Annotated in this window: 19 protein-coding genes and 3 tRNA genes; 13 read left to right on the top strand and 9 right to left on the bottom strand. The window is 69.6% G+C overall.

Features of this window, described 5'->3' with window-relative positions:
* Positions 1 to 17: 17 nt before the first annotated feature.
* The 6 genes from ACWEOE_RS08890 to ACWEOE_RS08915 all read left to right on the top strand — a co-directional run bounded on the left by ACWEOE_RS08890 (position 18) and on the right by ACWEOE_RS08915 (position 8788).
* The gene (locus tag ACWEOE_RS08890) at positions 18 to 1241 is read left to right on the top strand and encodes a GAF domain-containing protein (RefSeq protein ID WP_452006020.1); all 1224 of its coding nucleotides are present in this window, start codon (positions 18 to 20) and stop codon (positions 1239 to 1241) included.
* Between the two features lie 109 nt (positions 1242 to 1350).
* Positions 1351 to 2199, top strand: coding sequence for a helix-turn-helix domain-containing protein (locus ACWEOE_RS08895; RefSeq protein ID WP_452006023.1), 849 nt, complete (start codon positions 1351 to 1353; stop codon positions 2197 to 2199).
* Between the two features lie 11 nt (positions 2200 to 2210).
* Complete coding sequence (locus tag ACWEOE_RS08900; protein ID WP_452006025.1) at positions 2211 to 2564, top strand: DUF397 domain-containing protein; 354 nt, start codon at positions 2211 to 2213, stop codon at positions 2562 to 2564.
* A gap of 95 nt (positions 2565 to 2659) precedes the next feature.
* The gene (locus ACWEOE_RS08905) at positions 2660 to 4072 is read left to right on the top strand and encodes a hypothetical protein (protein ID WP_452006028.1); all 1413 of its coding nucleotides are present in this window, start codon (positions 2660 to 2662) and stop codon (positions 4070 to 4072) included.
* A gap of 142 nt (positions 4073 to 4214) precedes the next feature.
* Positions 4215 to 5183 (top strand): glutamate ABC transporter substrate-binding protein, encoded by a 969-nt coding sequence (locus ACWEOE_RS08910; protein ID WP_452006029.1) that lies wholly within the window; start codon positions 4215 to 4217, stop codon positions 5181 to 5183.
* A 1298-nt stretch (positions 5184 to 6481) separates the two neighbouring features.
* Entirely contained in the window at positions 6482 to 8788 is a 2307-nt protein-coding gene (locus ACWEOE_RS08915) for a tetratricopeptide repeat protein (RefSeq protein WP_452006486.1), read from the top strand.
* A 76-nt stretch (positions 8789 to 8864) separates the two neighbouring features.
* Here ACWEOE_RS08915 and ACWEOE_RS08920 read toward each other — a convergent pair whose 3' ends face one another.
* Complete coding sequence (locus ACWEOE_RS08920) at positions 8865 to 9503, bottom strand: DUF4097 family beta strand repeat-containing protein (RefSeq protein ID WP_452006489.1); 639 nt, start codon at positions 9501 to 9503, stop codon at positions 8865 to 8867.
* A gap of 3 nt (positions 9504 to 9506) precedes the next feature.
* Between ACWEOE_RS08920 and ACWEOE_RS08925 the strand changes: the two genes are divergently transcribed.
* The gene (locus ACWEOE_RS08925; protein ID WP_452006492.1) at positions 9507 to 10178 is read left to right on the top strand and encodes a MarR family transcriptional regulator; all 672 of its coding nucleotides are present in this window, start codon (positions 9507 to 9509) and stop codon (positions 10176 to 10178) included.
* 736 nt (positions 10179 to 10914) lie between these two features.
* On the opposite strand, the gene ACWEOE_RS08930 is transcribed toward ACWEOE_RS08925, so the two are convergent.
* Positions 10915 to 12288 (bottom strand): FAD-dependent oxidoreductase, encoded by a 1374-nt coding sequence (locus ACWEOE_RS08930; RefSeq protein WP_452006032.1) that lies wholly within the window; start codon positions 12286 to 12288, stop codon positions 10915 to 10917.
* A 120-nt stretch (positions 12289 to 12408) separates the two neighbouring features.
* Entirely contained in the window at positions 12409 to 12990 is a 582-nt protein-coding gene (locus ACWEOE_RS08935; protein ID WP_452006034.1) for a PaaI family thioesterase, read from the bottom strand.
* 202 nt (positions 12991 to 13192) lie between these two features.
* Here ACWEOE_RS08935 and ACWEOE_RS08940 point away from each other — a divergent pair, with 202 nt between their 5' ends.
* On the top strand, positions 13193 to 14551 hold the full coding sequence (locus tag ACWEOE_RS08940; protein WP_452006036.1) for an MFS transporter: 1359 nt from the start codon (positions 13193 to 13195) through the stop codon (positions 14549 to 14551).
* Positions 14552 to 14629: 78 nt separating this feature from the next.
* On the opposite strand, the gene ACWEOE_RS08945 is transcribed toward ACWEOE_RS08940, so the two are convergent.
* The 5 genes from ACWEOE_RS08945 to ACWEOE_RS08965 form a co-directional block, all read right to left on the bottom strand.
* Positions 14630 to 14899: a hypothetical protein gene (locus ACWEOE_RS08945; protein ID WP_452006039.1), complete on the bottom strand. Its 270-nt coding sequence runs from the start codon at positions 14897 to 14899 to the stop codon at positions 14630 to 14632.
* A 67-nt stretch (positions 14900 to 14966) separates the two neighbouring features.
* A complete protein-coding gene (locus tag ACWEOE_RS08950; protein WP_452006042.1) occupies positions 14967 to 15602 on the bottom strand; it encodes a hypothetical protein in 636 nt (211 codons plus the stop codon).
* A 9-nt stretch (positions 15603 to 15611) separates the two neighbouring features.
* Entirely contained in the window at positions 15612 to 16157 is a 546-nt protein-coding gene (locus ACWEOE_RS08955; RefSeq protein WP_452006044.1) for a SigE family RNA polymerase sigma factor, read from the bottom strand.
* 8 nt (positions 16158 to 16165) lie between these two features.
* On the bottom strand, positions 16166 to 16456 hold the full coding sequence (locus ACWEOE_RS08960) for a hypothetical protein (protein WP_452006047.1): 291 nt from the start codon (positions 16454 to 16456) through the stop codon (positions 16166 to 16168).
* A 157-nt stretch (positions 16457 to 16613) separates the two neighbouring features.
* Positions 16614 to 17822, bottom strand: a complete 1209-nt coding sequence (locus ACWEOE_RS08965; RefSeq protein WP_452006050.1) for a L,D-transpeptidase — start codon at positions 17820 to 17822, stop codon at positions 16614 to 16616.
* Between the two features lie 459 nt (positions 17823 to 18281).
* On the opposite strand from ACWEOE_RS08965, the gene ACWEOE_RS08970 reads away from it, so the two are divergent.
* On the top strand, positions 18282 to 18485 hold the full coding sequence (locus tag ACWEOE_RS08970) for a cold-shock protein (RefSeq protein ID WP_020669570.1): 204 nt from the start codon (positions 18282 to 18284) through the stop codon (positions 18483 to 18485).
* Between the two features lie 165 nt (positions 18486 to 18650).
* Here ACWEOE_RS08970 and ACWEOE_RS08975 read toward each other — a convergent pair whose 3' ends face one another.
* Complete coding sequence (locus ACWEOE_RS08975; protein WP_452006053.1) at positions 18651 to 19070, bottom strand: hypothetical protein; 420 nt, start codon at positions 19068 to 19070, stop codon at positions 18651 to 18653.
* Between the two features lie 473 nt (positions 19071 to 19543).
* Here ACWEOE_RS08975 and ACWEOE_RS08980 point away from each other — a divergent pair, with 473 nt between their 5' ends.
* The 4 genes from ACWEOE_RS08980 to ACWEOE_RS08995 all read left to right on the top strand — a co-directional run bounded on the left by ACWEOE_RS08980 (position 19544) and on the right by ACWEOE_RS08995 (position 20566).
* Positions 19544 to 19798 carry a hypothetical protein gene (locus ACWEOE_RS08980; protein ID WP_452006056.1) on the top strand — a complete coding sequence of 85 codons (255 nt, stop codon included), beginning with the start codon at positions 19544 to 19546 and terminating at the stop codon, positions 19796 to 19798.
* Between the two features lie 486 nt (positions 19799 to 20284).
* Positions 20285 to 20357: transfer RNA gene (locus ACWEOE_RS08985), tRNA-Glu, on the top strand.
* Positions 20358 to 20387: 30 nt separating this feature from the next.
* Positions 20388 to 20461: transfer RNA gene (locus ACWEOE_RS08990), tRNA-Asp, on the top strand.
* A 31-nt stretch (positions 20462 to 20492) separates the two neighbouring features.
* Positions 20493 to 20566 (top strand) — tRNA-Phe (locus ACWEOE_RS08995).
* Positions 20567 to 20586: the final 20 nt, after the last annotated feature.

Raw genomic sequence — 20586 nt, forward strand, 5'->3', positions numbered from 1 at the left:
TGGACTAGGAGCGGTGGGTGGGGCAGCAGCACCTCGAGGCAGCGTTGCCGGCCGGGGTCGACCCTCGGCAGCACGCGCGCGCACTCGCCCGGGTGCACGAAGCCGCCATCGCCGGTGAAGCTTTGCCCAGCGCGCCGCGCTCGGTGATCGGTGAATCGTGGTCACGGGTGCGGCGCCTCGGCATCGACCCGGACCGCGGCCCGTCGTCGCCGATCCTCGACGACGCCCAGCTCGAAGAACGCCGCCGCTGCAGCGGGCTGGACCCGCTGCTGCCCGTGCTGCGCGGCGGTTTGCTCAGCCTGGCGGAGCAGGCCGCGCACATCATGGTGGTCGTCGACGCCGCCGGCCACGTCCTCTGGCGCGACGGCAGCAGTGCTGTCCGCCGCCGCGCCGACCGGCTCGGGTTCGTCGAGGGCGTCGACTGGCAGGAGGAGTCCGTCGGCACCAACGCCATCGGCACGGCGTTGGTGGCCCGCCGCCCGGTGCAGGTTTATTCGGCCGAGCACTACGTGCGCGCCCAGCACGACTGGACCTGCGCCGCCGCCCCGCTGCACGACCCCCGCGACGGGCGACTGCTCGGCGTCGTCGACCTCTCCGGTCCCGCCTCGACGGTCCACGCCACCACCCTGGCCCTGGTCGACGCAGTCGGCCGCCTCGCCGAATCCCACCTGCGCACCACGCACCTCACCGATCTCGAACGCCTTCGTGGCCACGCACTTCCCTTGCTGGCCAAGGTTTCCGGCCGGGCTTTGGTGGTTGACGCCCACGGGTGGATCGCCGCCGCCACCGGCCTCGCGTCCACCGGACGCTTTCCGCTGCCGACCTCCGTGACCCCCGGGCCTTTGTGGCTGCCCGCCCACGGCCACAGCGTGGTCGAACCACTGCCTGGCGGCTGGCTGATTCGTCTGGACGACCGCGAAGCCGCCCCGCCTACCCGCGTTTCCCTCGACTTGCGGCTCCCCGGCGAGCCCGTGCTCACGGTCTACGGCGCTACGAGCGAATGGACCCACCGCGTCTCTCCCCGTCACGCACAGCTGCTGTATGCCCTCGCCGCCCACCGAAACGGCTGCAGCGCCTCACAGTTGGCGGCGGTGTTGTTCGGCGACGCGACGCGCACGGTCACCGTCCGAGCCGAGGTTTCGCGGCTGCGGCGGATCGTCGGGGGGATCGTCGTCGGACGGCCGTATCGCTTCGCCGACAACCTCGAAGTCATCGTGCACGGATCGGCCATCGCCGGTTAGGTTTTGGTGCGCGAAGCGTTGGCACGCGCGGGTTGCCCCGCGTACGCGCAACCACCATTGGTGTGAGAGATCTTTCTTGCCCGCGTGGCAAGCGGCAATGGTGTGCACCATGACCAAGCGAACGTCGGTGCGCCAGCGCCGGGTCTCCGCCGAGCTGCGGGCCCTGCGGGTGGCCGCGGGCATGACGTGCAAAGAGGTCTCCGACGGCCTCGGCTTCTCGGAGAGCAAGCTCAGCCGCATGGAGACCGGCGACCGTGGCCTCTACGTCGACGACGTGTCCGCGATCCTCGGCTTCTTGCATGCGCCATCGGACAAACGCCAGGAGCTGTTGAAGCTGCTGCGGGATGGCGAGGAGCGCAACTGGCACGAGATCCACGGCAAGTTGCCAGCGGACTGGAAACAGCTGATCCGCTTCGAAGACGACGCATCCGCGATCAGGAGCTACGAGCCGATGGTCCTTCCAGGACTTGCGCAGACTCCGGACTACGCAAGGGCGGTGATCCACGCTACGAACCCGACTCTCTCCGACGATGAGGTCGAGGGATTGGTTGCGGCTCGCCTCGGGCGCCAGGTGGTGCTCAGCAGGAGGGAGGCGCCGACTGTGCACATCCTGATCGAGGAAACAGCTATCCGCCGAACGATCGGCGACATTGCGATTATGCGTGGCCAACTGGAGAATCTGCTCACGGTTGGTAACCGCAGCAACGTGACCATTCAAGTGGTGCCGTTCTCTGCCGGTGGCCATCCGGGTCTAGAGGGACCGTTGGTGCTGCTGGAGTTCCTGACCGAGCCCCCGCTCGTCTACGCCGAGAACCGCACTGCCGGGAGTTTTGTCGAGGATGAGGCGCCGATCAAGCATGTTAAGGTTGCCTGGCGTGGGATTCTTGCCGTGGCATTGTCAATCGAAGACTCCGCGCGGCTGATTTCCACGGTGATTGGCGAGATGACTTCATCCTAGGAGCAGGCACGATGATCGCCCCGAACCCGATCCAGGCAACTTGGCGCAAGAGCTCCTACAGCACCTCACAAGCCAACTGTGTCGAGGTCGGTGCCTGGAACAAGAGCTCCCACAGCACAACTCAGTCCAACTGTGTCGAGGTTGGCGCGTGGGACAAGAGCTCCCACAGCACCTCTGAGGCCAACTGTGTCGAGGTGGGGGCGTGGAACAAGAGTTCCTACAGCACTACCGAGGCGAACTGCGTTGAGGTCACCGCCACCCCGTCGATCGAGATCGGCGTGCGGGACACGAAGGATCGTGGCGCGGGTCACCTCACCGTTTCGGCTGAAGCGTGGACCGCGTTTCTCGCCCGTGCCGCAGGCTGAACGAGATCACGTGCTGGTGACACCTTCCGGGTGAGGTTCGCCCGGCTCTCCGCGACCGGCTACCTTCTGCGGGTGGCGTACGGGGAGGAACGGGGATGACCAGCACGGTGACGCGGCCGGAAACGTCTGCGGGCACTGGCGGCACGGGTGCTTCCGCGCCCCCGCCTGAGGAACCGGGGGGCCGCAGCGGCATCGCGGGCCTGCTGGAGCTGCCGGCCCAGGCGGTGCGCGCGGTCGTGAGATCGGCGGCGACCACGCCGGGCCGGCTTTCGGTGATCGCGGTGGGACTGGTGTTGCTGTCGCTGGTGGCGGGACTCGTCGGCACGCTGTCGGTGCAGGACAAGGACGACACCATCTCCGGCCTGATCAGCTACCGCGAGCCGTTGGCGTCCGCGGCGCAGCAGGTGTTCCGTTCGCTGTCCGACGCGGACGCGACGGCGGCGACCACGTTCCTGTCGGTGGGCACCGAGCCGCCGGAGTTGCGCAAGAGGTACGAGCAGGACATCGCGGAGGCGGGTTCGGCGCTGGCGAAGGCGGCGTCGGACACCGCCGATGTGGGTGACGCCGCTCACCAGGTGGACATCCTGAACCAGAAGATCCCGGTGTACACGGGGATCGTCGAGACGGCGCGGGCGAACAACCGTCAGGGGTTCCCTTCGGGGGCTTCGTACCTGCGCGAGGCCTCGCAGCTGATGCGGAGCACGATCCTGCCCGCCGCGGAGGCGCTGTACAAAGCGGACACCCAGAAGCTGTCCGACGAGCAGGACGACAGCACCGGGTTCCCGTGGGCGGCCGTCGCGCTGTTGGTGGTGCTGGTGGCGGCGCTGGTCGTCACGCAGGTGTACCTGAGCCGCAAGACCAACCGCGTGGTGAACATCGGCCTGCTGGTGGCCACGGCGTGCATCATCCTGTCGATGCTGTGGGGCGCGGTGGCGCTCGTCGTGCAGGGCAGCCTGGTCGGCAGCGGCAAGACCGACGGCAGCTCGCAGGTCGACGTGCTCGCCCGCGCGCGCATCGCCGCCCTGCAGGCCCGCGCCGACGAGACGCTGACCCTGGTCGCCCGCGGCGACGGCGCCACCTACGAGCAGCAGTTCATCAAGCTCGCCGAGACCCTCGTCGGCGCCGATGGCCAGGGCGGCCTGCTGGGCCAGGCGCGCGACCTCGCCGCCGGCACGCCCGGCCAGCAGAAGATCGAGGCCGCCGAACAGGCCGCGCGCGAGTGGTCGCTGGCTCACCTGGAGGTGCGCAAGCTCGATGACAGCGGGCAGTACCAGCAGGCCGTCGACTTCGCCACGAGCGTGAGCCAGGGCTCCGCGGCCGCCGCCTTCGCCCGGCTCGACGCGAACCTGCAGGACGCCATCGAGTTCTGCCGCCAGGAGTTCCTCGACGACACCCAGGCCGGCAACAACGCCCTGACCGCCCTGGCGCCCGGCGTGGGCGTCCTGGCCCTGCTCGCTGCGGGCGGCGCGACCATCGGCGTCCGCGAACGCCTGCGGGAATACCGGTGATGGCCGCTTCGGCTTCCCGTTCGTTCCGGCTTGCGCTGGGCGGCGGACGTTCCGGCGCTCGGCGGGCCACGATGGTCGTCGGGCGCGCGCGGTGGAGATCGAGCTTGCCCGCCGGCACGTGGCGGAGATTGAGGGAGTACCGGTGATTCGGTCGCGTCACTTGTTCCGGGCGGCCGCACTGGCGGTGGTCGCGATCCTGGCCACCGCGTGCGGCACGGCTCCCCAGCCGGTGAAACTGGCCCCGGTGAGTGACGCGGCCTGGCCGATGCCCGCCGACGTCGGCGGCCCCGACGCCTCCGCCGGCGGCTCGGCCGACACCAGCTGCGACCCCACCGCGAGCCTCTCGCCGGCGGGCGCCTCGGCCGCGTCCACGTCCGTCGCGAAGATCAAGGCCCGCGGCAAGCTGATCGCGGGTGTCGACCAGACCACGTACCTGTTCGGTTTCCGCAACCCCAAGACGGGCAACCTCGAGGGCTTCGACATCGACATGGTCAACCAGATCGCCGCCGCGATCTTCGGCTCGGCCGAGGGCCACGTGCAGTTCCGGGCGATCGCGTCGTCGCAGCGTGAGCAGGTGCTGAAGGACCACCAGGTGGACGTGGTGGTGCGGACGTATTCGATCACTTGTGCGCGCTTGAAGGATGTTGCGTTCTCGTCGGTCTACTACGTCGCCGGCCAGAAGATCCTCGTCCCGAAGGCCTCGAACGCCGAGTCGCTGTCGGACCTGAAGGGCAAGCGCGTCTGCGCCACCAAGCAGTCCACCTCGCTCGCCAAGATCGCCACCGACCCGGCACACCCCACCGCCGTCTCGGTCGACAACTGGTCCGACTGCCTCATCATGCTCCAGCAACACCAGGTCGACGCCGTCTCCACCGACGACACCATCCTCGCCGGCATGGCCGCCCAGGACCCGACCGTGAAGGTCGCCGGTTCGCCCATGACCACGGAGAACTACGGCATCGGCATCCCGAAGGACGAGCCCGACCTGGTGCGGTACGTGAACTCGGTGCTGGAGACCACCCGCACCAACGGCAGCTGGCAGGCGAGCTACCAGAAGTGGGTCGGCGCCCGCCTGGGCCCGGCCTCACCGCCGACGCCGAAGTACCAGTAGTCCGATCGGGGTGATCAGGGGCTTCCCCAGGCGTCCGGCCCCCCGCGGCGGGTCACCCGACTAGGATCATCCAGGGAGTTTTGCCGCGGGGATCTCGGGAGGTTGTTGTGTCGGAGGAGCCGCGCCGTCCTCGGCACGCCGCGCCGGACGAGAGCGCGGGCGCCGAGACGCCCTCGTGGACACCGCCGCCGCCCGTTCGCTGGGACACACCCGAGCCGTCGGTGTCCGGGCGGCTCGATCCGGGCGCCCGGCCGGATCCCGAGTCACCCACGGTGATCAACACGCCCGTGTACCGGCCTGCGCAGGGGGTGCCTCAGGCGCAGTACCCGGGACCGTTCCAGGGTCAGCAGGGCCAGCAGGGTCAGCCCGGTCAGCCCTCCGCCGGGCAGCAAGGGCAGCCCCAGGGGGCTTCCGGCACACAGGGTCAGGGCGGTCCCGGATTCCCTGGTTCAGGCCAGCCGTCGCAGGGCGCTCCCGGTCCGCAAGGCCCAGGGCAGTCCCAGGGCCAGCAGGGCCAAAGTGGTCTTGGCCAGCCTGGCTCCGGCCAGCCGATGCCGAACCCCGGCTACCCGCAGTCGCCCTTCGGGCAGCAGCCTCCTTCGCAGAGCCAGGCTTACCCGCCGCACCCGCAGTCGCCGCAGTCCCCATCCCGGCCGTACCCACAGGGCCCCGGCTACCCGCCCGTGTCCCACACCGGCGCGCAACGCCACCCCGGCACCCAGGGCCAGCCCCACCCGGGTGGTCAGTACGCCCCCGGCCGCCCGAACCCCGAGCAGCCCAACCGCGTCGCGGAGCCCGGAGCGCACCCTGGCACCGGCCGCGCTGCCGAGCAACCGAACCGCGCCGCCGAGCCCGCTGCGAACACCGGCCCCAACCGCGTCGCTGAGCCTGGTTCGAACCCCGGCACCGGCCGCGCTGCCGCCCCAGCCGCGAACCCGGGCCGCCCGAGCGCCGAGCAGCCGAACCGCACAGGCGAGCCCGCCGCGAACACCGGTCCCAACCGCGTCGCTGAGCCGACCGCGAATCCGGACGCCGGCCGTTCAGACTCCGGCGCGGCCTCGGGCCGTCCGGGTACCGAGCAGCCGAACCGCGCGGCCGAGCCCGCCACGAACCCGGGCACCGGCTCGGCGATCCCCTGGAAGCAGCCCGGCCAGGCCGCTACCCCGGCGCAGGAAACACCGGGACCAAGCGAAGAAAACCCAACCCCCGAAGATGCCACCCGCCCCCCGGGTGACCTCGCGCCGGTGATCCTCCCGCAGTCGCAGCAGCCGGTCGCCCCCGTCGACCCCGCGGCGCCGATGCCCACCAGCGTGCTCGCGAACCCGAGTCCCGGCACGCAGAGCATCATGCCGCCGTCGCCGCGGGTCCAGCCGCAGGACGCGTTGCCGGATCCGGGCACGGACAGCGTCGTCGCCGCGAGCCGCAGTGAAGGCCACGGCACCGGCAGCCGCAGCGAAGGCGGTTCGCAGGGCAGCAGTGGCACGGGCTCGTTCCCCGGCACGTCGCGCCGGACCGGCAGCCGCACGTCCAGCCGGCGCTCGCGTCGGGGCCGCTTGGGCGCCGGGCTGATCGACGTGCCGCCGGTGCCGTACCGCGATCCCGCCACGGCCGTGCTCGCGAACCCCGTCGTCTCCGAGGAAAAGCGCTTCTGCGGCAACTGCGGCGCGAAGGTCGGTCGTGGCAAGGGCGAGCTGCCCGGCAACCCCGAAGGCAAGTGCGACAACTGCGGCACGCCGTTCTCGTTCCTCCCGAAGCTGCAGCCGCACGAGCTCGTCGGCGGCCAGTACGAGGTGCTCGGCGCCCTCGCGTACGGCGGCCTCGGCTGGATCTACCTGGCGCAGGACCACAACGTCTCCGACCGCTGGGTCGTGCTCAAGGGCTTGATCGACACGGGCGACGCGACCGCGATGGCCGCCGCCGCCAACGAGATGCGGTTCCTCGCCGAGGTCGAGCACCCGAACATCGTCAAGATCCACAACTTCGTGCAGCACCCGGACGCGCAGACCGGCACGTCCGTGGGCTACATCGTGATGGAGTACGTCGGCGGCCAGTCGCTGCGCCAGCTCGCCCTGCAGCACCACCGGGAGAGCAAGCGTCCCGAGCCGTTGCCGATCGGGCAGGTCATCGCGTACGGCCTCGAGATCCTCCCCGCGCTCGGCTACCTCCACAGCCAGGGCCTGCTCTACTGCGACCTCAAGCCCGACAACGTGATCCAGACCCACGAGCAGCTGAAGCTGATCGACCTGGGTGCCGTCCGGCGCGTGGACGATTACGAGAGCCCGCTCTTCTTCACCACCGGCTACAGCGCGCCCGAGCTGGCCACGCAGGGCGCGTCGATTTCGAGCGATCTGTACACCGTCGGGCGCACGCTGGCCGTGCTGAGCTTCGAGTTCCAGGGCTACACCACGAAGTTCAAGTCGACGCTGCCCGGCCCGGACGCGGTGCCGCTGTTCGCGCTGTTCGGCTCCTACTACCGCTTCCTGAAGCGCGCGACGCACGTCGACCCGGACCGGCGCTTCCTCGCCGCCGAGGACATGGCCGACCAGCTCACGGGTGTGCTGCGCGAGATCATGGCGCTCGGCACGGGCAAACCGCGCCCGGCCGCGTCGACGGTGTTCGGGCCGGAGAGCCGGACGTTCGGCGTGCACCTCGTCGTGCCCGAAGCCGGCACCTCCGTGCCGCTGCCCGAGCCCGCCGAGGTCGTCGCGGGCCTGCCGATTCCCCAGGTCGACACCGATGACCCCGCCGCCGGCGTCCTGGCCACCACCACCGCACTCGATCCTCGCGAAGCCATCGAAGCGCTCGCCGGCGCACCGCGCGAGTCCATCGAGGTACGCCTGCGCATCGTCCGCGCGCGCATCGAGCTGGGCGAGTTCGTGGAAGCCCAACGCCAGCTCCAGGCGGCCCAGTACCTGGCCATCCGCAACGGTTTCCCGCACGACTGGCGCATCGACTGGTACCGCGGCCTCATCGAACTGGCCGGCGGCCGCCCCCGCGTCGCGCACGTTGCTTTCGAAGCCGTGTACGACGACCTCCCCGGCGAAATCGCACCCAAGCTCGCCCTGGCCGTCAGCGCCGAGGGTGTCGGCGACTACTTCGGCGCGGCGCGCTACTACGAGCTCGTCTGGCGGACGGACCGGACCTACGTGAGCGCCGCCTTCGGCCTCGCCCGCGTGTACCTGGCCCAGGGTGCCCGCGCCGGCGCGGTTGAGGTCTTGGAAATGGTGCCCGCCACGTCGACCCACTACATCGACGCACAGGTGGCGGCGATCAAGATCAAGACGCACGCCGCTGAGCAGTCGCGTATTTCGGAGCAGGATCTCCTCGACGCTTCCCTGCGACTGGAACGTCTGAACCTCGACGCCGAGCGGCGGACCCGCTTGTCGGCTGAGGTTCTGGAAGCTGCTTATGACTGGCTGCGCACGCCTGCGGCTTCGTCTCCCGCCGAGACTTCGAAGGTCCTCGGGTATGCGCTCGAGGAACGGGACGTGAGGTTCGGGTTGGAGCGGTGTTACCGCACTCTGGCCCGGTTGGCGGGGTCGACGGAGGACCGGGTGGCGCTGGTGGACCGCGCGAACTCGATCCGGCCGCGGACTTTTACGTAGGCCCGGAACAAACAGGAGCAGCGCCGGCCGCTACTCCCGGCGCCGCTCCCGCTCACCCAACCCCAGAAGCAACCCCTCACAGGCTGCGGGCCGTGATGTCCCCGTACTCCGTTGTCGCCGTGATCGTCAGCGACGGTGCACCCGCCGAGACCAGTGAGTTACGCACCCGGCCGTAGGACGTCCCCGCGTCCAGCGAAGCCGACACCCCCGCAGCGGCCGCCACCGAAACGTCGCCGGCCGAAGTGCGCAGCGACAACGCGCCGCCGGCGGCCGAGGCGATGGAGATGTCGCCCTTGCCCGTGGTGATCGACGCCGCGCCGCCCAGGCGGCCCACCGAGATGTCGCCCGCGGAGGTGGTCACGGTGACCTCCGCGGCCTCGTCGAGTTTGATGGTGCCGGAGGAGCCGTCGAAGGTGACGTCGCCCAGGCGGCCCACGCCGCGGAGGTCGGCGGCTGCGGCGGTGGCCGAGACAGCCGAGCCGGCGGGCAGCTGCACCGTGACCTCGACCGAGCCCGATGCGCCGAGGATCTGGTTGCTGGCGGCCGGAGCCTCGACGCGCAGCACACCGTCGGTGAAGGCGACGGTGGCCTGCTCGGCGATCTTCACGTCACGGGACTTCGAGGCGTCGACCGGGCGGACCTCGACGGTGGTGTCGGCGCGGTCCGCGGCGATGAACTGCACCCGCCCGGCCGGCTCACCCAGCAAGAGCGCCAGCAGATCGCCCTCGGCCTCGCCGACAGCCTCGCGTACGCCGAGATCGCCCGGCGCCTCGACCGCCCGACCTCGACGATCACCCGCGAGGTCATGCGCAACGGCGGCCCCACCGCCTACCGCGCCGACCTCGCCCACCACGCCACCACGCTGCGCACCCGCCGCCGAACGACGAAAACCCCGAAACAACCCCAGCCCCAACAGCTACCCCACGGTCGCGACGCCGACGCCATCCGCGAATACGAAGAGACCTTCACCGTCCTCCTCATGCAATCCGGCCTCCCGCGCATGGCCGGCCGCGCCCTGACCTGCCTCTACATCAGCGACGACGGCAGCGTCACCGCCGCCGAGCTGGTGCGCCACCTGCAGGTCAGCCCCGCGTCCGTGTCGAAAGCCGTGTCCCTCCTGGAAGGCCTCGGCCTCATCTCGCGCGAACGCGACGAGCGCCGCCGCGAGCGTTACTTCGCCGACAACGAGGTCTGGTACCAGTCCGTGCTCGCCGGCGCGAAGGCCAACGCCCAGCTCGCCGAGACCGCGCGCCAGGGCGTCGAGATCCTGGGCCGCGACAGCCCGGCCGCCGCGCGGCTGGAGAACATCGCGCGGTTCGTCGACTTCGTCGCGGAGAGCATCACGCGCGCCGCCGAGCAGGCGCGCGCAATCCTGTTCGAGAAGGCCTGAACCGGCGCCCCGTCACGCTGCCGAGGCTCGGGCAGCGCCGCCGGTCCGGTGATGGCGCTGACGCGTTCGAGAAAATCCGGCGCCGGCAACGTATCCGGGTGGCACAGCATGTGCGAGACGTCCTCGAACGCCGCCGCCACCCCGCCGTCGACGAGCGTGGCCGACCGGCCCAGATCCGGCTCCCCGCGCACTGGTGCCCGTGTGCCGCCTCGCCGAACAGCGGGTGCAGCGAGGCGCACGCCGTGCGCACCTGTTCGACCGTGCTGCCCGGGCGGTCCTCCCCGTGCCCCCATCAGCAGCACCATCCAGCGCCGGTTCTCGATCGCGTTGACCGCCGCGACCGAAACCCGCCGCCGCTGCGAGAAAACCCGGGAACCAGCGGTCCAGCCACGACCCGCCCATCGACAGCAGCGTGTGCATCTGCGTCCCCTGGGGTACCCCACGGCCCGCTGCCCCGACCCCGGCGACCTCGTCGCGCTCCACGACGACGAGCCGGCGCGCGTGGTCGGACAGCACCCGCGCCGCCAGGAGCGCCGCGATGCTCCCGCCCACCACACAGGCGGTATCGGGCACGACGGGACCACTGGCCGGCGGACAGGCCTGTGCGAGCCGCTCGAAGATTCTCGATCGGCGATTCGGTCATCCGATCCCCGGCATCTCGACACGGCCGCCCCGTCCGGCCGCTGCGCTCATTCTGCCAGCGACGCCTTACCCGAAGGTGTTTCGATGCCCTCGGTCACCGCCTGCACACGGGCGACGAACGCCGGATCCGCGAGCACGCCCGGGTGCCGCAGCATGAACGCGACCTCGTTGAACTCCGTGGCGATGTGGCCGTCGACCAGGGCCGCCGCCGCGATCTGTTGTGAGGCCTCGCGCTGGACCACAACGTCCTCGGCACCTCACGGCCACTGGCCGCATCGAGCCGTGCCTGGCCGCCGGAGGCCGACACGGCCCACACCGCGTCCACGACAACCTCCAGCAGCCGGAAGAACTCCTCGGCCGGCGCGGCGGGGTCGGGCTCACCGCGCAGGTACGCGGACAGGCACGACGCGTGCAGCGCCGCCGAGCTGATGCCTTGGCCGTAGATCGGGTTGAACGACGCCACCGCGTCACCCACGCTCACCAGCCGAGCCGGGAACCGCCGGAGCCCGGTGAAGCGCCGCCGCCGACTTTCGGCCTGGTGGAACGTCTCGATGTCCCGCACCGCGCGCCCGCTCGTCGCCTCGTGGAACAGCGGGAACAGCGGCGCCACGACCGCGCGCATCTCGTCGACCGTCCGGGCGGGGCGGTCCTCGTCGAAGCCGATCACCGTGACGATCCACTGGTCGTCCTCGATCGCGTTGGTCACCGCGAGTGCCAGGCCACCCTCGGCGTGCCCCGGCGAGTGCATCGACACAGCACCCTTCTGTGGCAACTCATCAGCCGGCTTGGTGCGCTCGAACACCGCGCTCGCGTAGGTCAGGGGAGCGGCCAGCCGTTCGAGGGCGGGCTGGTCGAACCCCGCGCGACCGAGCCAGTCGGACACCCGGCTCGCCCGGCCCAGGGCGTCCACGACCAAGCCGGCGGACAGGACGTGCTCGGTCTCGTCGGCGGTGTAGCGGATGCCGGTCACGGCTTCGTCGCCGAACTCGAGGCCGGTCACCTGCCCGCGGACGACGGTGACGTTCGGCAGCGCGGTCACGCGGTTGCGGATCCGGGTCTCGATCAGCGGCCGACCGGCCAGGATCGACCGGATCTCGGCGTCGTTCGACGCCTGGCGGTGGCCGTCGTAGAGGATGGCGTACTCGTTCAGCTGCGCCAAGGTCGCGCCGGCTTCCACCATCTCCGCGCTGAAGCCAGGCAGCCACCGGTCGAGCCACGCCACGCCGCCCGGCACCAACGTGTGCAGTTGGGCGCCCTGGGGAACGGCGTGGCGGACCCCGGGCTCCGCGGGCAGTTCGTCGCGATCGACGATCACGACCCGCTCGGCGTGATCCGCCAGCACCCGCGCGGCCAGCAGACCGCCGATGCTTCCGCCGAGTACGCAGGCGGTTTCGACCACGACCCGTCTTTCGGCCGGCGGCTCGGCGTTGGTGAGCCGGTCGAAGACGTCGATCACTGATTCGGACATGAGAGTTCCCCCTTGTCGGGGATCGCTCGCATCCTGCCCACGACAAGTGCCGGGAAGGACGTGCAAGCGGGCCGACTTCAAGGGGACTTTCGTGCGGTGCCAAGCACTTTGATCATCAGGTCAGGGATTGATCTCCCACTCCTTGCGCGTCTGCTTCTCGCGCGCCGCGGCGAGCTTCTGCAACGCTTCGGCGTCGCCGTGGGTCGTGAAGTGCTCGAACCCGACCGCTACGAACAGGGCCCGCGCGCTCACGGCGATGGGTCCGTCCGGGGCGTCGAGGCGACCGTCGGCGGAGACGTAGATCTTGCGGCCCGCCGTGCCGTCGAGGCGCGTCTCGATGTGCAGCGTCGAGCCGACGGGCACCGGGCGGCGGAAGTCCGTCTCGAGCTTGCCGGTCACGGCGGGGCGGCGCAGCAGGTTGCCGACGGCGCTGCCGAGGGCCTCGTCGAACGCGCACGCGAGCAGCCCGCCGTGCGCGAGACCGGGCGCGCCCTGGTGGGCGGGTGTGACGGTGAACTTCGAGAGCACCGTGTGCCTCTCGCCGACGACCGAGCGCAGGCGCAGCCCCGCGTCGAGGTCGTCGCCGCAGCCGAAGCACTCGTCGAAGTGCACGCCCAGCTCGGTGCCCGGTTCGGGCGCTTTCGGGTGCACGGCGGGCGGCTCCACGGACACCGGCGGCCACGGTCCAGAAACACGACTCATGCCTGGACGTTAACCCGCGAGTAGCCGTTCGCGGTACGCGGCCTGACCTGCGGCGCCGGATTTCCTCAGCGCACAGTAGTCGGAAAATTCCGTACGGTAGAACTTTCGCGACTCACACTGCCGATCAATCCCGGCGGGACAACACTCGGGAAATGAGCTGTATCGGAGCTACTGGGTCGCGTACGAGGAGGTCGTCGCGGGGATGAGCGAGGCAACGGCGAAAACACCGGACGTGGACCAGAGAACCGTCAAACGGGCAGTCCTCGCGTCGGCGATGGGTAACGCCACCGAGTGGTACGACTACGGCGTCTTCACCTCGGGCGCCATCGCCACCAGCATCGGTACGGTCTTCTTCCCCGGCGAGGGCAACGCCGTGCTGAAGTCCCTCGCGCTGGTCGCGGTCGGCTTCATCGTGCGGCCGTTCGGTGGGGCGTTCTTCGGCCCGCTGGGCGACAAACTCGGGCGGCAGAAGGTCCTCGCGATCACCATTCTGCTGATGTCGGGCTGTACGTTCCTGGTCGGTGTGCTGCCGACGTACGCCGGCCCGTACAGCATGGGCATCGCGGCGCCGATCGCGATCTTGTTGCTGCGCTTGATCCAGGGCTTCTCCACAGGCGGCGAATACGGTGGCGCGGCAACGTTCATCGCCGAGTACGCGCCGACGAAACGCCGTGGTTTCTTCGGGTCCTTCCTGGAACTGGGCACGCTGAGCGGCTACGTGCTGGGCAACGTCGTGGTGCTCGCGGTCACGCTTTCCCTGCCGGCCGACCAGGTCGAGGCGTGGGCGTGGCGCATCCCATTCTTCGTGGCGCTGCCACTGGGCCTCATCGGTCTGTACCTGCGGTCCAGGCTCGAGGACACGCCGGAGTTCAAGCGGCTGGAGGCTTCGGGCGGCAAGCCGAAGAAGGCGCCGCTGAAGGAGACCTTCACCCGCAACTGGCGCATGATCCTGAACCTGATCGGCATCGTCCTGCTGCTCAACATCGCGGACTACATGCTGCTCACGACCATGCCGACGTACTTCACGGACACGTTGAAGATCAACGACAACACGTCCACGTTGATCATCATCGGCGTGGAAGTGGTGCAGGCGGCCATCATCCTGCCGCTGGGTGCGCTGTCCGACCGGATCGGGCGGAAACCGCTGCTGCTCACCGCCGCGATCGGGTTCCTGGTGCTGAGCTGGCCGAGCATCAAGCTGATGCAGTCGGGCAGCATCCTGTGGCTGATCGTCGGGTTCGGCATCGTCGCGTTCCTGCTGGTGCTGATGCTGGCCGTGATCGGCTCGACCTTCCCGGCGATGTTCCCGACGCGGGTGCGCTACGGCTCGTTCGCGATCGGCTACAACGTCTCGACGTCGCTGTTCGGCGGTACCTGCGGTGTCGTCGTGACGGCCCTGATCCAGGGCACGGGCAACAACGACTGGCCGGCGTACTACCTGATCATCGCGGCCGCGATCGCGCTGGTGCCGATCCTGAAGATCCCGGAGACCTCGCAGGTCCCGATCGAGCAGATCGACACCGCCGACACGGGCGGCAAGCTGGCGGGCGCCACCCGCTGAGTGTTGTTCGGACAAGCGGCCCGCCCCCTTCGTTGCTCGGGGGCGGGCCGCCTTATGTCTACTGTGGACCTATCGGGCTCAGCGAACCTCGACCGGACGAGGAGCAGCAAACCGCTTCCGCGCCCACGCCGCCAGCCCACCGGCGACCACAACAGCTACTACGGTCTCGATCATCAACGCGGCGAACACCATTTTTGCTTCCTCCTCGAATTCTCGGGCCGGCTCGCTGTCCTTCGCCGGCTGAGCAGTTGTCCCGGCGGCTCCTTCAACGGCCACCACAGGACACATCGCCACAAGACCGCCGGATATTTCGCCGAAAACCCACCTCGGCGGGGTGACGTCGGCCACCCTTGCCGGGTTCGGGTAACTGGCGGTTGACCTGGGGATTGTTCGCCTCACTGAGTGAGAGCGCGCCTCATCTCGTGCTCGCCACCGGCGGCGCGCCCCTTTGGCCGGAAGACACCGGCGGCGGCGGTATGCGCCCCGGCGCGCGGGGCACGGAGGAGATCGGCCGGCCCGGCGTCTGGGCCGGTGAGCGGGTCGGCGTGGCTTCGCTGCCCGCAGTGGTCTTCACCGCGGACGGCGGCACGACGGGTGGCTGCTGCTGCTTCGGAGGGGGCGGTGCGACGGTCGACAACCCCGGCGCGGCGGGCTGCACCGGCGTCCCCGGCCCGTGGCGCCCGGCCGTGAACCCCACGGCCAGCCCGGCGACGACCAGCACCGCCGCGGTGGCCACAGAACTGGCCGCCACCGCGAGCCGCTTGCGGCGTCGCCGGATGCGGGCGCCGTCGGTGATGACGTCGGCTGCGGAAAGGGAGAGGGGCGGGCCGTCCGGGAGAGTGGAGAACAGGGCGCGCAGGTCGGTGGCGGAGTCGAGGTCGCTCGGTCCCGTGTCGGCGCCGAAGCCGCTGGGTCGGGAGTCGGACCGGTCATCGCCGAAGCCAGCGCCGGACCTGCCTCCGCCAACGCCACCAGGCCCCGAACCACCAGGCCCCGAACCACCAAGTTCCGAGCCGGCATCACCCAACTCGTCACCAGAACGAGGGTCCATCAAAACCAGTCACCTCCCTCCGGAAACGGCCACAGCCGCGAAGTGCGGCCCCAGGCGGTTGCGCAGTGTGGCCAGGCCGCGGGCGGCCTGGCTCTTCACCGTGCCGGTGCTGCAGCCCAGCGCGGCGGCCGTCTCGTCGACGGACAGGTCTTCGAAGTAACGCAGCACCAGCACGGCGCGTTGGCGGGGCCCCAGCACCGCGAGGGCCTGGCGTACCAGCATGTCGTGTTCGGATTCGGCGTCGTGGGTGGGGACGTCGGGTGGGGCGTCGGTCAGGCGTTCGCGTTTCCAGCGGCTGCGGCGGTTCTCGGCGAGGAACGTGCGGAGCACGACTTTGCGCGCGTACGCGTCGAGGCTGTCGTGCCGGGACAGGCGCGGCCAGGCGAGGTACAGCTTGAGCAGCGCGGCCTGCGTGAGGTCCTCGGCGCGGTGCCAGTCGCCGCACAGGAGGTACGCGGTGACGCGCAGGCTGTGCGCGCGCTCGCCGAAGTACCGGGCGAACTCGCCGTCCCACGGCGAGCTCGGCCCGGGCTCCGGACGAGAGGGGGAGATCACCTGCGCGATCAGCCCCAGATGGCCGGCAGGTTCAGGTCACCGGTCGGGCCCGCGGGGATCGCCGTGGGCACGCGTACGGCGCCCGGCGCCTTCACCGGGGGAGCCACCCGCGTCGGGACGGCGGTGGGCGGCGTGCCCGGCCGCTCGGTCGGCGCCGACGAGGGGGCCTGGGCCGGCGGGGTCACCCGGGTCGGCTGCGAGGAGGGCGGCGCCGGCCGCGCGAACGCCACCGCCCCACCCGTCAACGCGCCACCGGCCAGCAGCAAAGCCCCGACACCCACCGCGAAACGAATACGCACAACAAGCTCCTCGAACTCACGAGCACCCCCGACGGCGGCGCCTCTTCCGCCCTGGTCATGCCGCCCGCGCCGCCCGGGGTTGCCTCGAGTTTTCCGAGCGCCGAAACGACGAACGGCCGGGAGAGTCCACCCCCGGCCGTTCGTCGAAGACCCAACCTCACACCGCGGACAACTTGCTCCACGAAGCCCAGTCGTAGGTCCAGTCGCTATAGTCGCCGTCCTTCGACGTCAGCGTCTGCGTGCTGCCCGTGATCTCCACCGGGTCGCCCGGCAGCACGCTGTCGTAGTACGTCTTCGCGTTCGCCGGCGACAGGTTGAGGCAGCCGTGCGAGATGTTCTTCTTGCCCTGCGCCCACACCGACGACGCGAGGCCGTGGATGAACTCGCCGTTGTTGGAGATGCGCACGGCCCACGGCACGTTCACGTCGGTGTAGTGGTAGCGCGGGTTGCTCATCGAGTACGTCGCGTGCTTCGACATCACCACGTGCACCCCGCTGTGGGTGACGCGGCCCGGGTCGGAGTCGAGGCCGTAGCTGACCGGGAAGTCCATCACCTGCCGGCCGTCGCGGATCACCTGCATGCGGTGCTGCGTCGTGTTGCCCTTGACGATCTGCGAGCGCCCGATCTTGAAGCTCGCGGAGACGTCCTGGCGGCCGTACGTGCCGTTGCCCATGGACACGCCGTAGATGTTCGCGTTGACCTTCACCTCGGTGCCCGGCGCGAAGTACTCCTTCGGGCGCCAGTGCACGGAGGTGTCGCCGTTGAGCCAGGCCCACGAGCCCTCGGTCTTCGGCGTGGTCTCCACCGACAGCGCCTTCTCCACCGACGCCTTGTCCTTCACCGCGCTCGGGAACGTGAGCGCGATCGGCATCGCGATGCCGTAGGTCTGCCCGTCGCCGACGTTCAGGCTGCCCGCCATCTGCCGGCGCGGCTTCACCGTGGTGAAGGCGCCGCTGATCTGCACGGGCTTGCCGTCGGTTCCGGTCGCCTGGCCGGACCAGGTGTAGGTCTTGCCGTAGCCGAGGTCCTCGGTGGTGCTCCAGCTCTTCTTGTCCGACGACGGCTGGCCCTGCACCTGCTTGCCGTCGGGGTTCGTGAGCGTGATGGAGTCGATCGTGCCGTCGGCGACGGCCACCTTCACCGGATCACCCGGCGCCACGTCCTTCGCTCCTGCGGCGGGCGCGAGCGTGAGGGCGGCCGGCTTGCCGACGGGCGCGGCCTGCGTCGGGCCCCCGCCGATGCCGGCCTGGCCGCTGGCGCTGACCGTGCCCGGATCGCTGCTGCACGCACCGAGCGTGAGCGCGGCGACGACCCCCAGAACCGCGATGCCCGCGCTGCGGCGGGTGAACTTTCGCCGGATGGTCACACCGATCCCCAATCTCCCCTGGACATCCCCAACCACCCAGACGTCCCGAAGAGCTCGAACGTTGATCGATCAGAGGGTGACCAATGTCACACTAACTCTGGCAATGCTCACGTAGGGGGTCCAGACGACTCCAGGAAGTGCACGGTGATGCCCGGCGCGGCCGTGCTCAGTCAGCGTAACCGGGGTCACCGACAGCGCTGCGTAGGCGGCGATACGACGTTCCGGTGACGTGCGGGTCTGTGAACCGATCTGCGAGATCACGGGCTTCAGATTTGGCCAGATCCCGGTAGGCTGCTGAGCAGGCCGTCGTTTTGCGTGTTCGTGGCTTCACACTCGCGGAACTTCTGACGCGAGCCGTGGGGCCCGACAGCTCTTCGCTCGACTCGTTGGAACCGCCCGGGACGGCCGGGGTGCCGCTTCGGTGGCATTCGAAGCGGATCTGTTACGAGGAGTACAGCGGTGGCGCAAGGCACTGTGAAGTGGTTCAACGCGGAGAAGGGCTTCGGCTTCATCGCTCAGGATGGCGGTGAGGGTGACGTGTTCGTCCACTACTCGGAGATCGATGGTCGCGGCTTCCGCACCCTCGAGGAGAACCAGCGAGTGGAGTTCGAGGTCGGCCAGGGCCAGAAGGGCCCGCAGGCCCAGAAGGTCCGCCCGATCTGAGACAGGCCCAACGCGTTTTCTCAGGCCTGAGTAAGGAAACCCCCGGCGAGTCGCTCGCCGGGGGTTTCCCTGTGCCTGGGGTGGCACGGTTTGTTGACACAGCGTGACTTGTGGTCACGGAAAAGCCCCCGACCAGGGTGGCCGGGGGCTTTTGTTCGCTGTGAGTCAGCGGGGGAGCAGCGGCTGCTCGAAGGCGCCCTGCGGGAAGCTGAATTCTTCGGTGAGCGCGTCGGAGTGCCGGCGCTCCTGGGCCGACGCCGCCTGGCCCTCCCACGAGAGTCGTTCGAGGATCCACTCCATCGCCAGCGCCTGCGGGGAGATGTCGCGCTCGTTGGCGAGATCCTTGAGCTGCTGGCTCGCGATGAGGTTCATGCGAAGCTGGTACACCTGCGCTTCGCCGAAGCGCTTGCCGGTCCCGGTGCTCTCCGGGTCCGAGTCCGGGGCGAGTGCCGCGAGGTAGCTCGTGAGCTCCGTGTCCTCGACGACTTCGTCGCCCGCCGGCTTGGCGGCGTTGCGGTGCCGTCCGGACGAGACGGCCTTGAGGTTCGTACGGCTGCCGAGGCGGCCGAGTGAGGGAAGAGGCACGCGAACACGATAACGGTTGGGTCTCGGCAAACAAACGACTGTGAGACACGACACACACAATTCAGTCGCTCATTGAGCCTATTCGATCACCTGATCAGCCCAGCGGTAAACGCCGTTCAATGACTGAGGGTCGACCTCGGGTTCGCGATACGTTTCCGCAGGTGGATGCGGGAACTGCAGAAATGGAGAGACCCCCGCGCCAGGGGGAGGAACGCGGGGGTCGGAGGGGATCTCCACAGGCGCTGACCGGGGGTGTGTCAGCACCATCGATTGTTGCACGAGTTCCGGGCTTGGGCGAGTGGAACCCGTGAGAAATCCACACTCCGCTTCACATTCACGATCTTGTGAATGTTTTCGGCGATTGCGCAGGGTTGTGCGGAGAGTGTTCCCAGGTTCACTCTCCGGGGGGCTGCCTGTGGCGCTTCGCTCTGGTTAGCCTCGCGGCCAGTTGTTCAGAACCGGATGGAGGGGCCATGAGCGGGTCTGTGGAAGTTCGACAGTTCCTCCTTCGGTACGAAGGTGCCGATGGAGGCAGCACGTCGCTGACCGGCGGCGGCGTCCCGACACAGCGCGGGGCCACCGACGCCCAACGTGTCTCCGACGACCAAGTGCGGCGCGCCCGCCTGGCCGTCGCGAACGGTGCGCTGGGGGTCGAGGACTGCGTCCAGCTGCTGGAGATGCTGGGCCTGGATCTCGACGAGGGTGGACAGGCACCTGTGCAGCGGTGAGGTCTGGCCTCTGCTGTGGCCTGGCTGCGGGATGGCTCGATGGCGCGCTGCTGTGTGAGTTGTTGACGGATTGGGTTTCGGGCCTGCCGGCTGTCGGGCCTGCGTGGTGACTGCCGGTCGTTGCTGACTGCCGGTCGTTGCTGACTGTGGCGATCTGTTGATGGCTGATGCCGTTGGGGTGGCTGTCGCTCCCTGCCGCGTCCGCACGGGCGATCTGTTGCTCGGGTTGAGCCGTCTTCTCCTGCCTCGGGCCGGTGTGTCCGCCTTGGTTGCACCGCTCGCCGGCGATCCCCGGGCGCCCCCGTCGGCGGCCGAGATCGGCTCGGGTCGGGTCAGCGGCCCGTACGATGGGTGTTGTCGCAGGTCATGACCTTGCTGGAGCGTTAGTCACCCCCCGGTGTGAGGCCGTGGCGGCGTGCCCTATGCTTGTAATCGCTCCCGGGGGAACCTGAGAGCGCGGTCGGTCGGTTCGCCGAAACCGGCTGGGCTCCCATCGTTCAGTGGCCTAGGACTCCGCCCTTTCAAGGCGGCAACGCGGGTTCGAATCCCGTTGGGAGTACGCAGTACAAGTTAGACGCAGTACCAGTAAGGCCCTGTGGCGCAGTTGGTTAGCGCGTCGCCCTGTCACGGCGAAGGTCGCGGGTTCGAGTCCCGTCAGGGTCGCAAGATCGTTCGGCTCCTAGCCGGCGTTCCCGGCCAGGTAGCTCAGTTGGTACGAGCGTCCGCCTGAAAAGCGGAAGGTCGCCGGTTCGACCCCGGCCCTGGCCACAAGCCCAGAAACCGCCTCG

The sequence above is a fragment of the Amycolatopsis sp. NPDC004368 genome, from assembly GCF_053602515.1.

Bases quoted from the DNA above. Each gene is read 5' to 3' on its own strand.
- ACWEOE_RS08900 (WP_452006025.1), top strand. From the start codon at position 2,211: ATGATCGCCCCGAACCCGATCCAGGCAACTTGGCGCAAGAGCTCCTAC.
- ACWEOE_RS08915 (WP_452006486.1), top strand. From the start codon at position 6,482: ATGCCCACCAGCGTGCTCGCGAACCCGAGTCCCGGCACGCAGAGCATC.
- ACWEOE_RS08950 (WP_452006042.1), bottom strand. From the start codon at position 15,602: ATGGACCCTCGTTCTGGTGACGAGTTGGGTGATGCCGGCTCGGAACTT.
- ACWEOE_RS08940 (WP_452006036.1), top strand. From the start codon at position 13,193: ATGAGCGAGGCAACGGCGAAAACACCGGACGTGGACCAGAGAACCGTC.
- ACWEOE_RS08935 (WP_452006034.1), bottom strand. From the start codon at position 12,990: ATGAGTCGTGTTTCTGGACCGTGGCCGCCGGTGTCCGTGGAGCCGCCC.
- ACWEOE_RS08895 (WP_452006023.1), top strand. From the start codon at position 1,351: ATGACCAAGCGAACGTCGGTGCGCCAGCGCCGGGTCTCCGCCGAGCTG.
- ACWEOE_RS08980 (WP_452006056.1), top strand. From the start codon at position 19,544: ATGAGCGGGTCTGTGGAAGTTCGACAGTTCCTCCTTCGGTACGAAGGT.
- ACWEOE_RS08930 (WP_452006032.1), bottom strand. From the start codon at position 12,288: ATGTCCGAATCAGTGATCGACGTCTTCGACCGGCTCACCAACGCCGAG.
- ACWEOE_RS08905 (WP_452006028.1), top strand. From the start codon at position 2,660: ATGACCAGCACGGTGACGCGGCCGGAAACGTCTGCGGGCACTGGCGGC.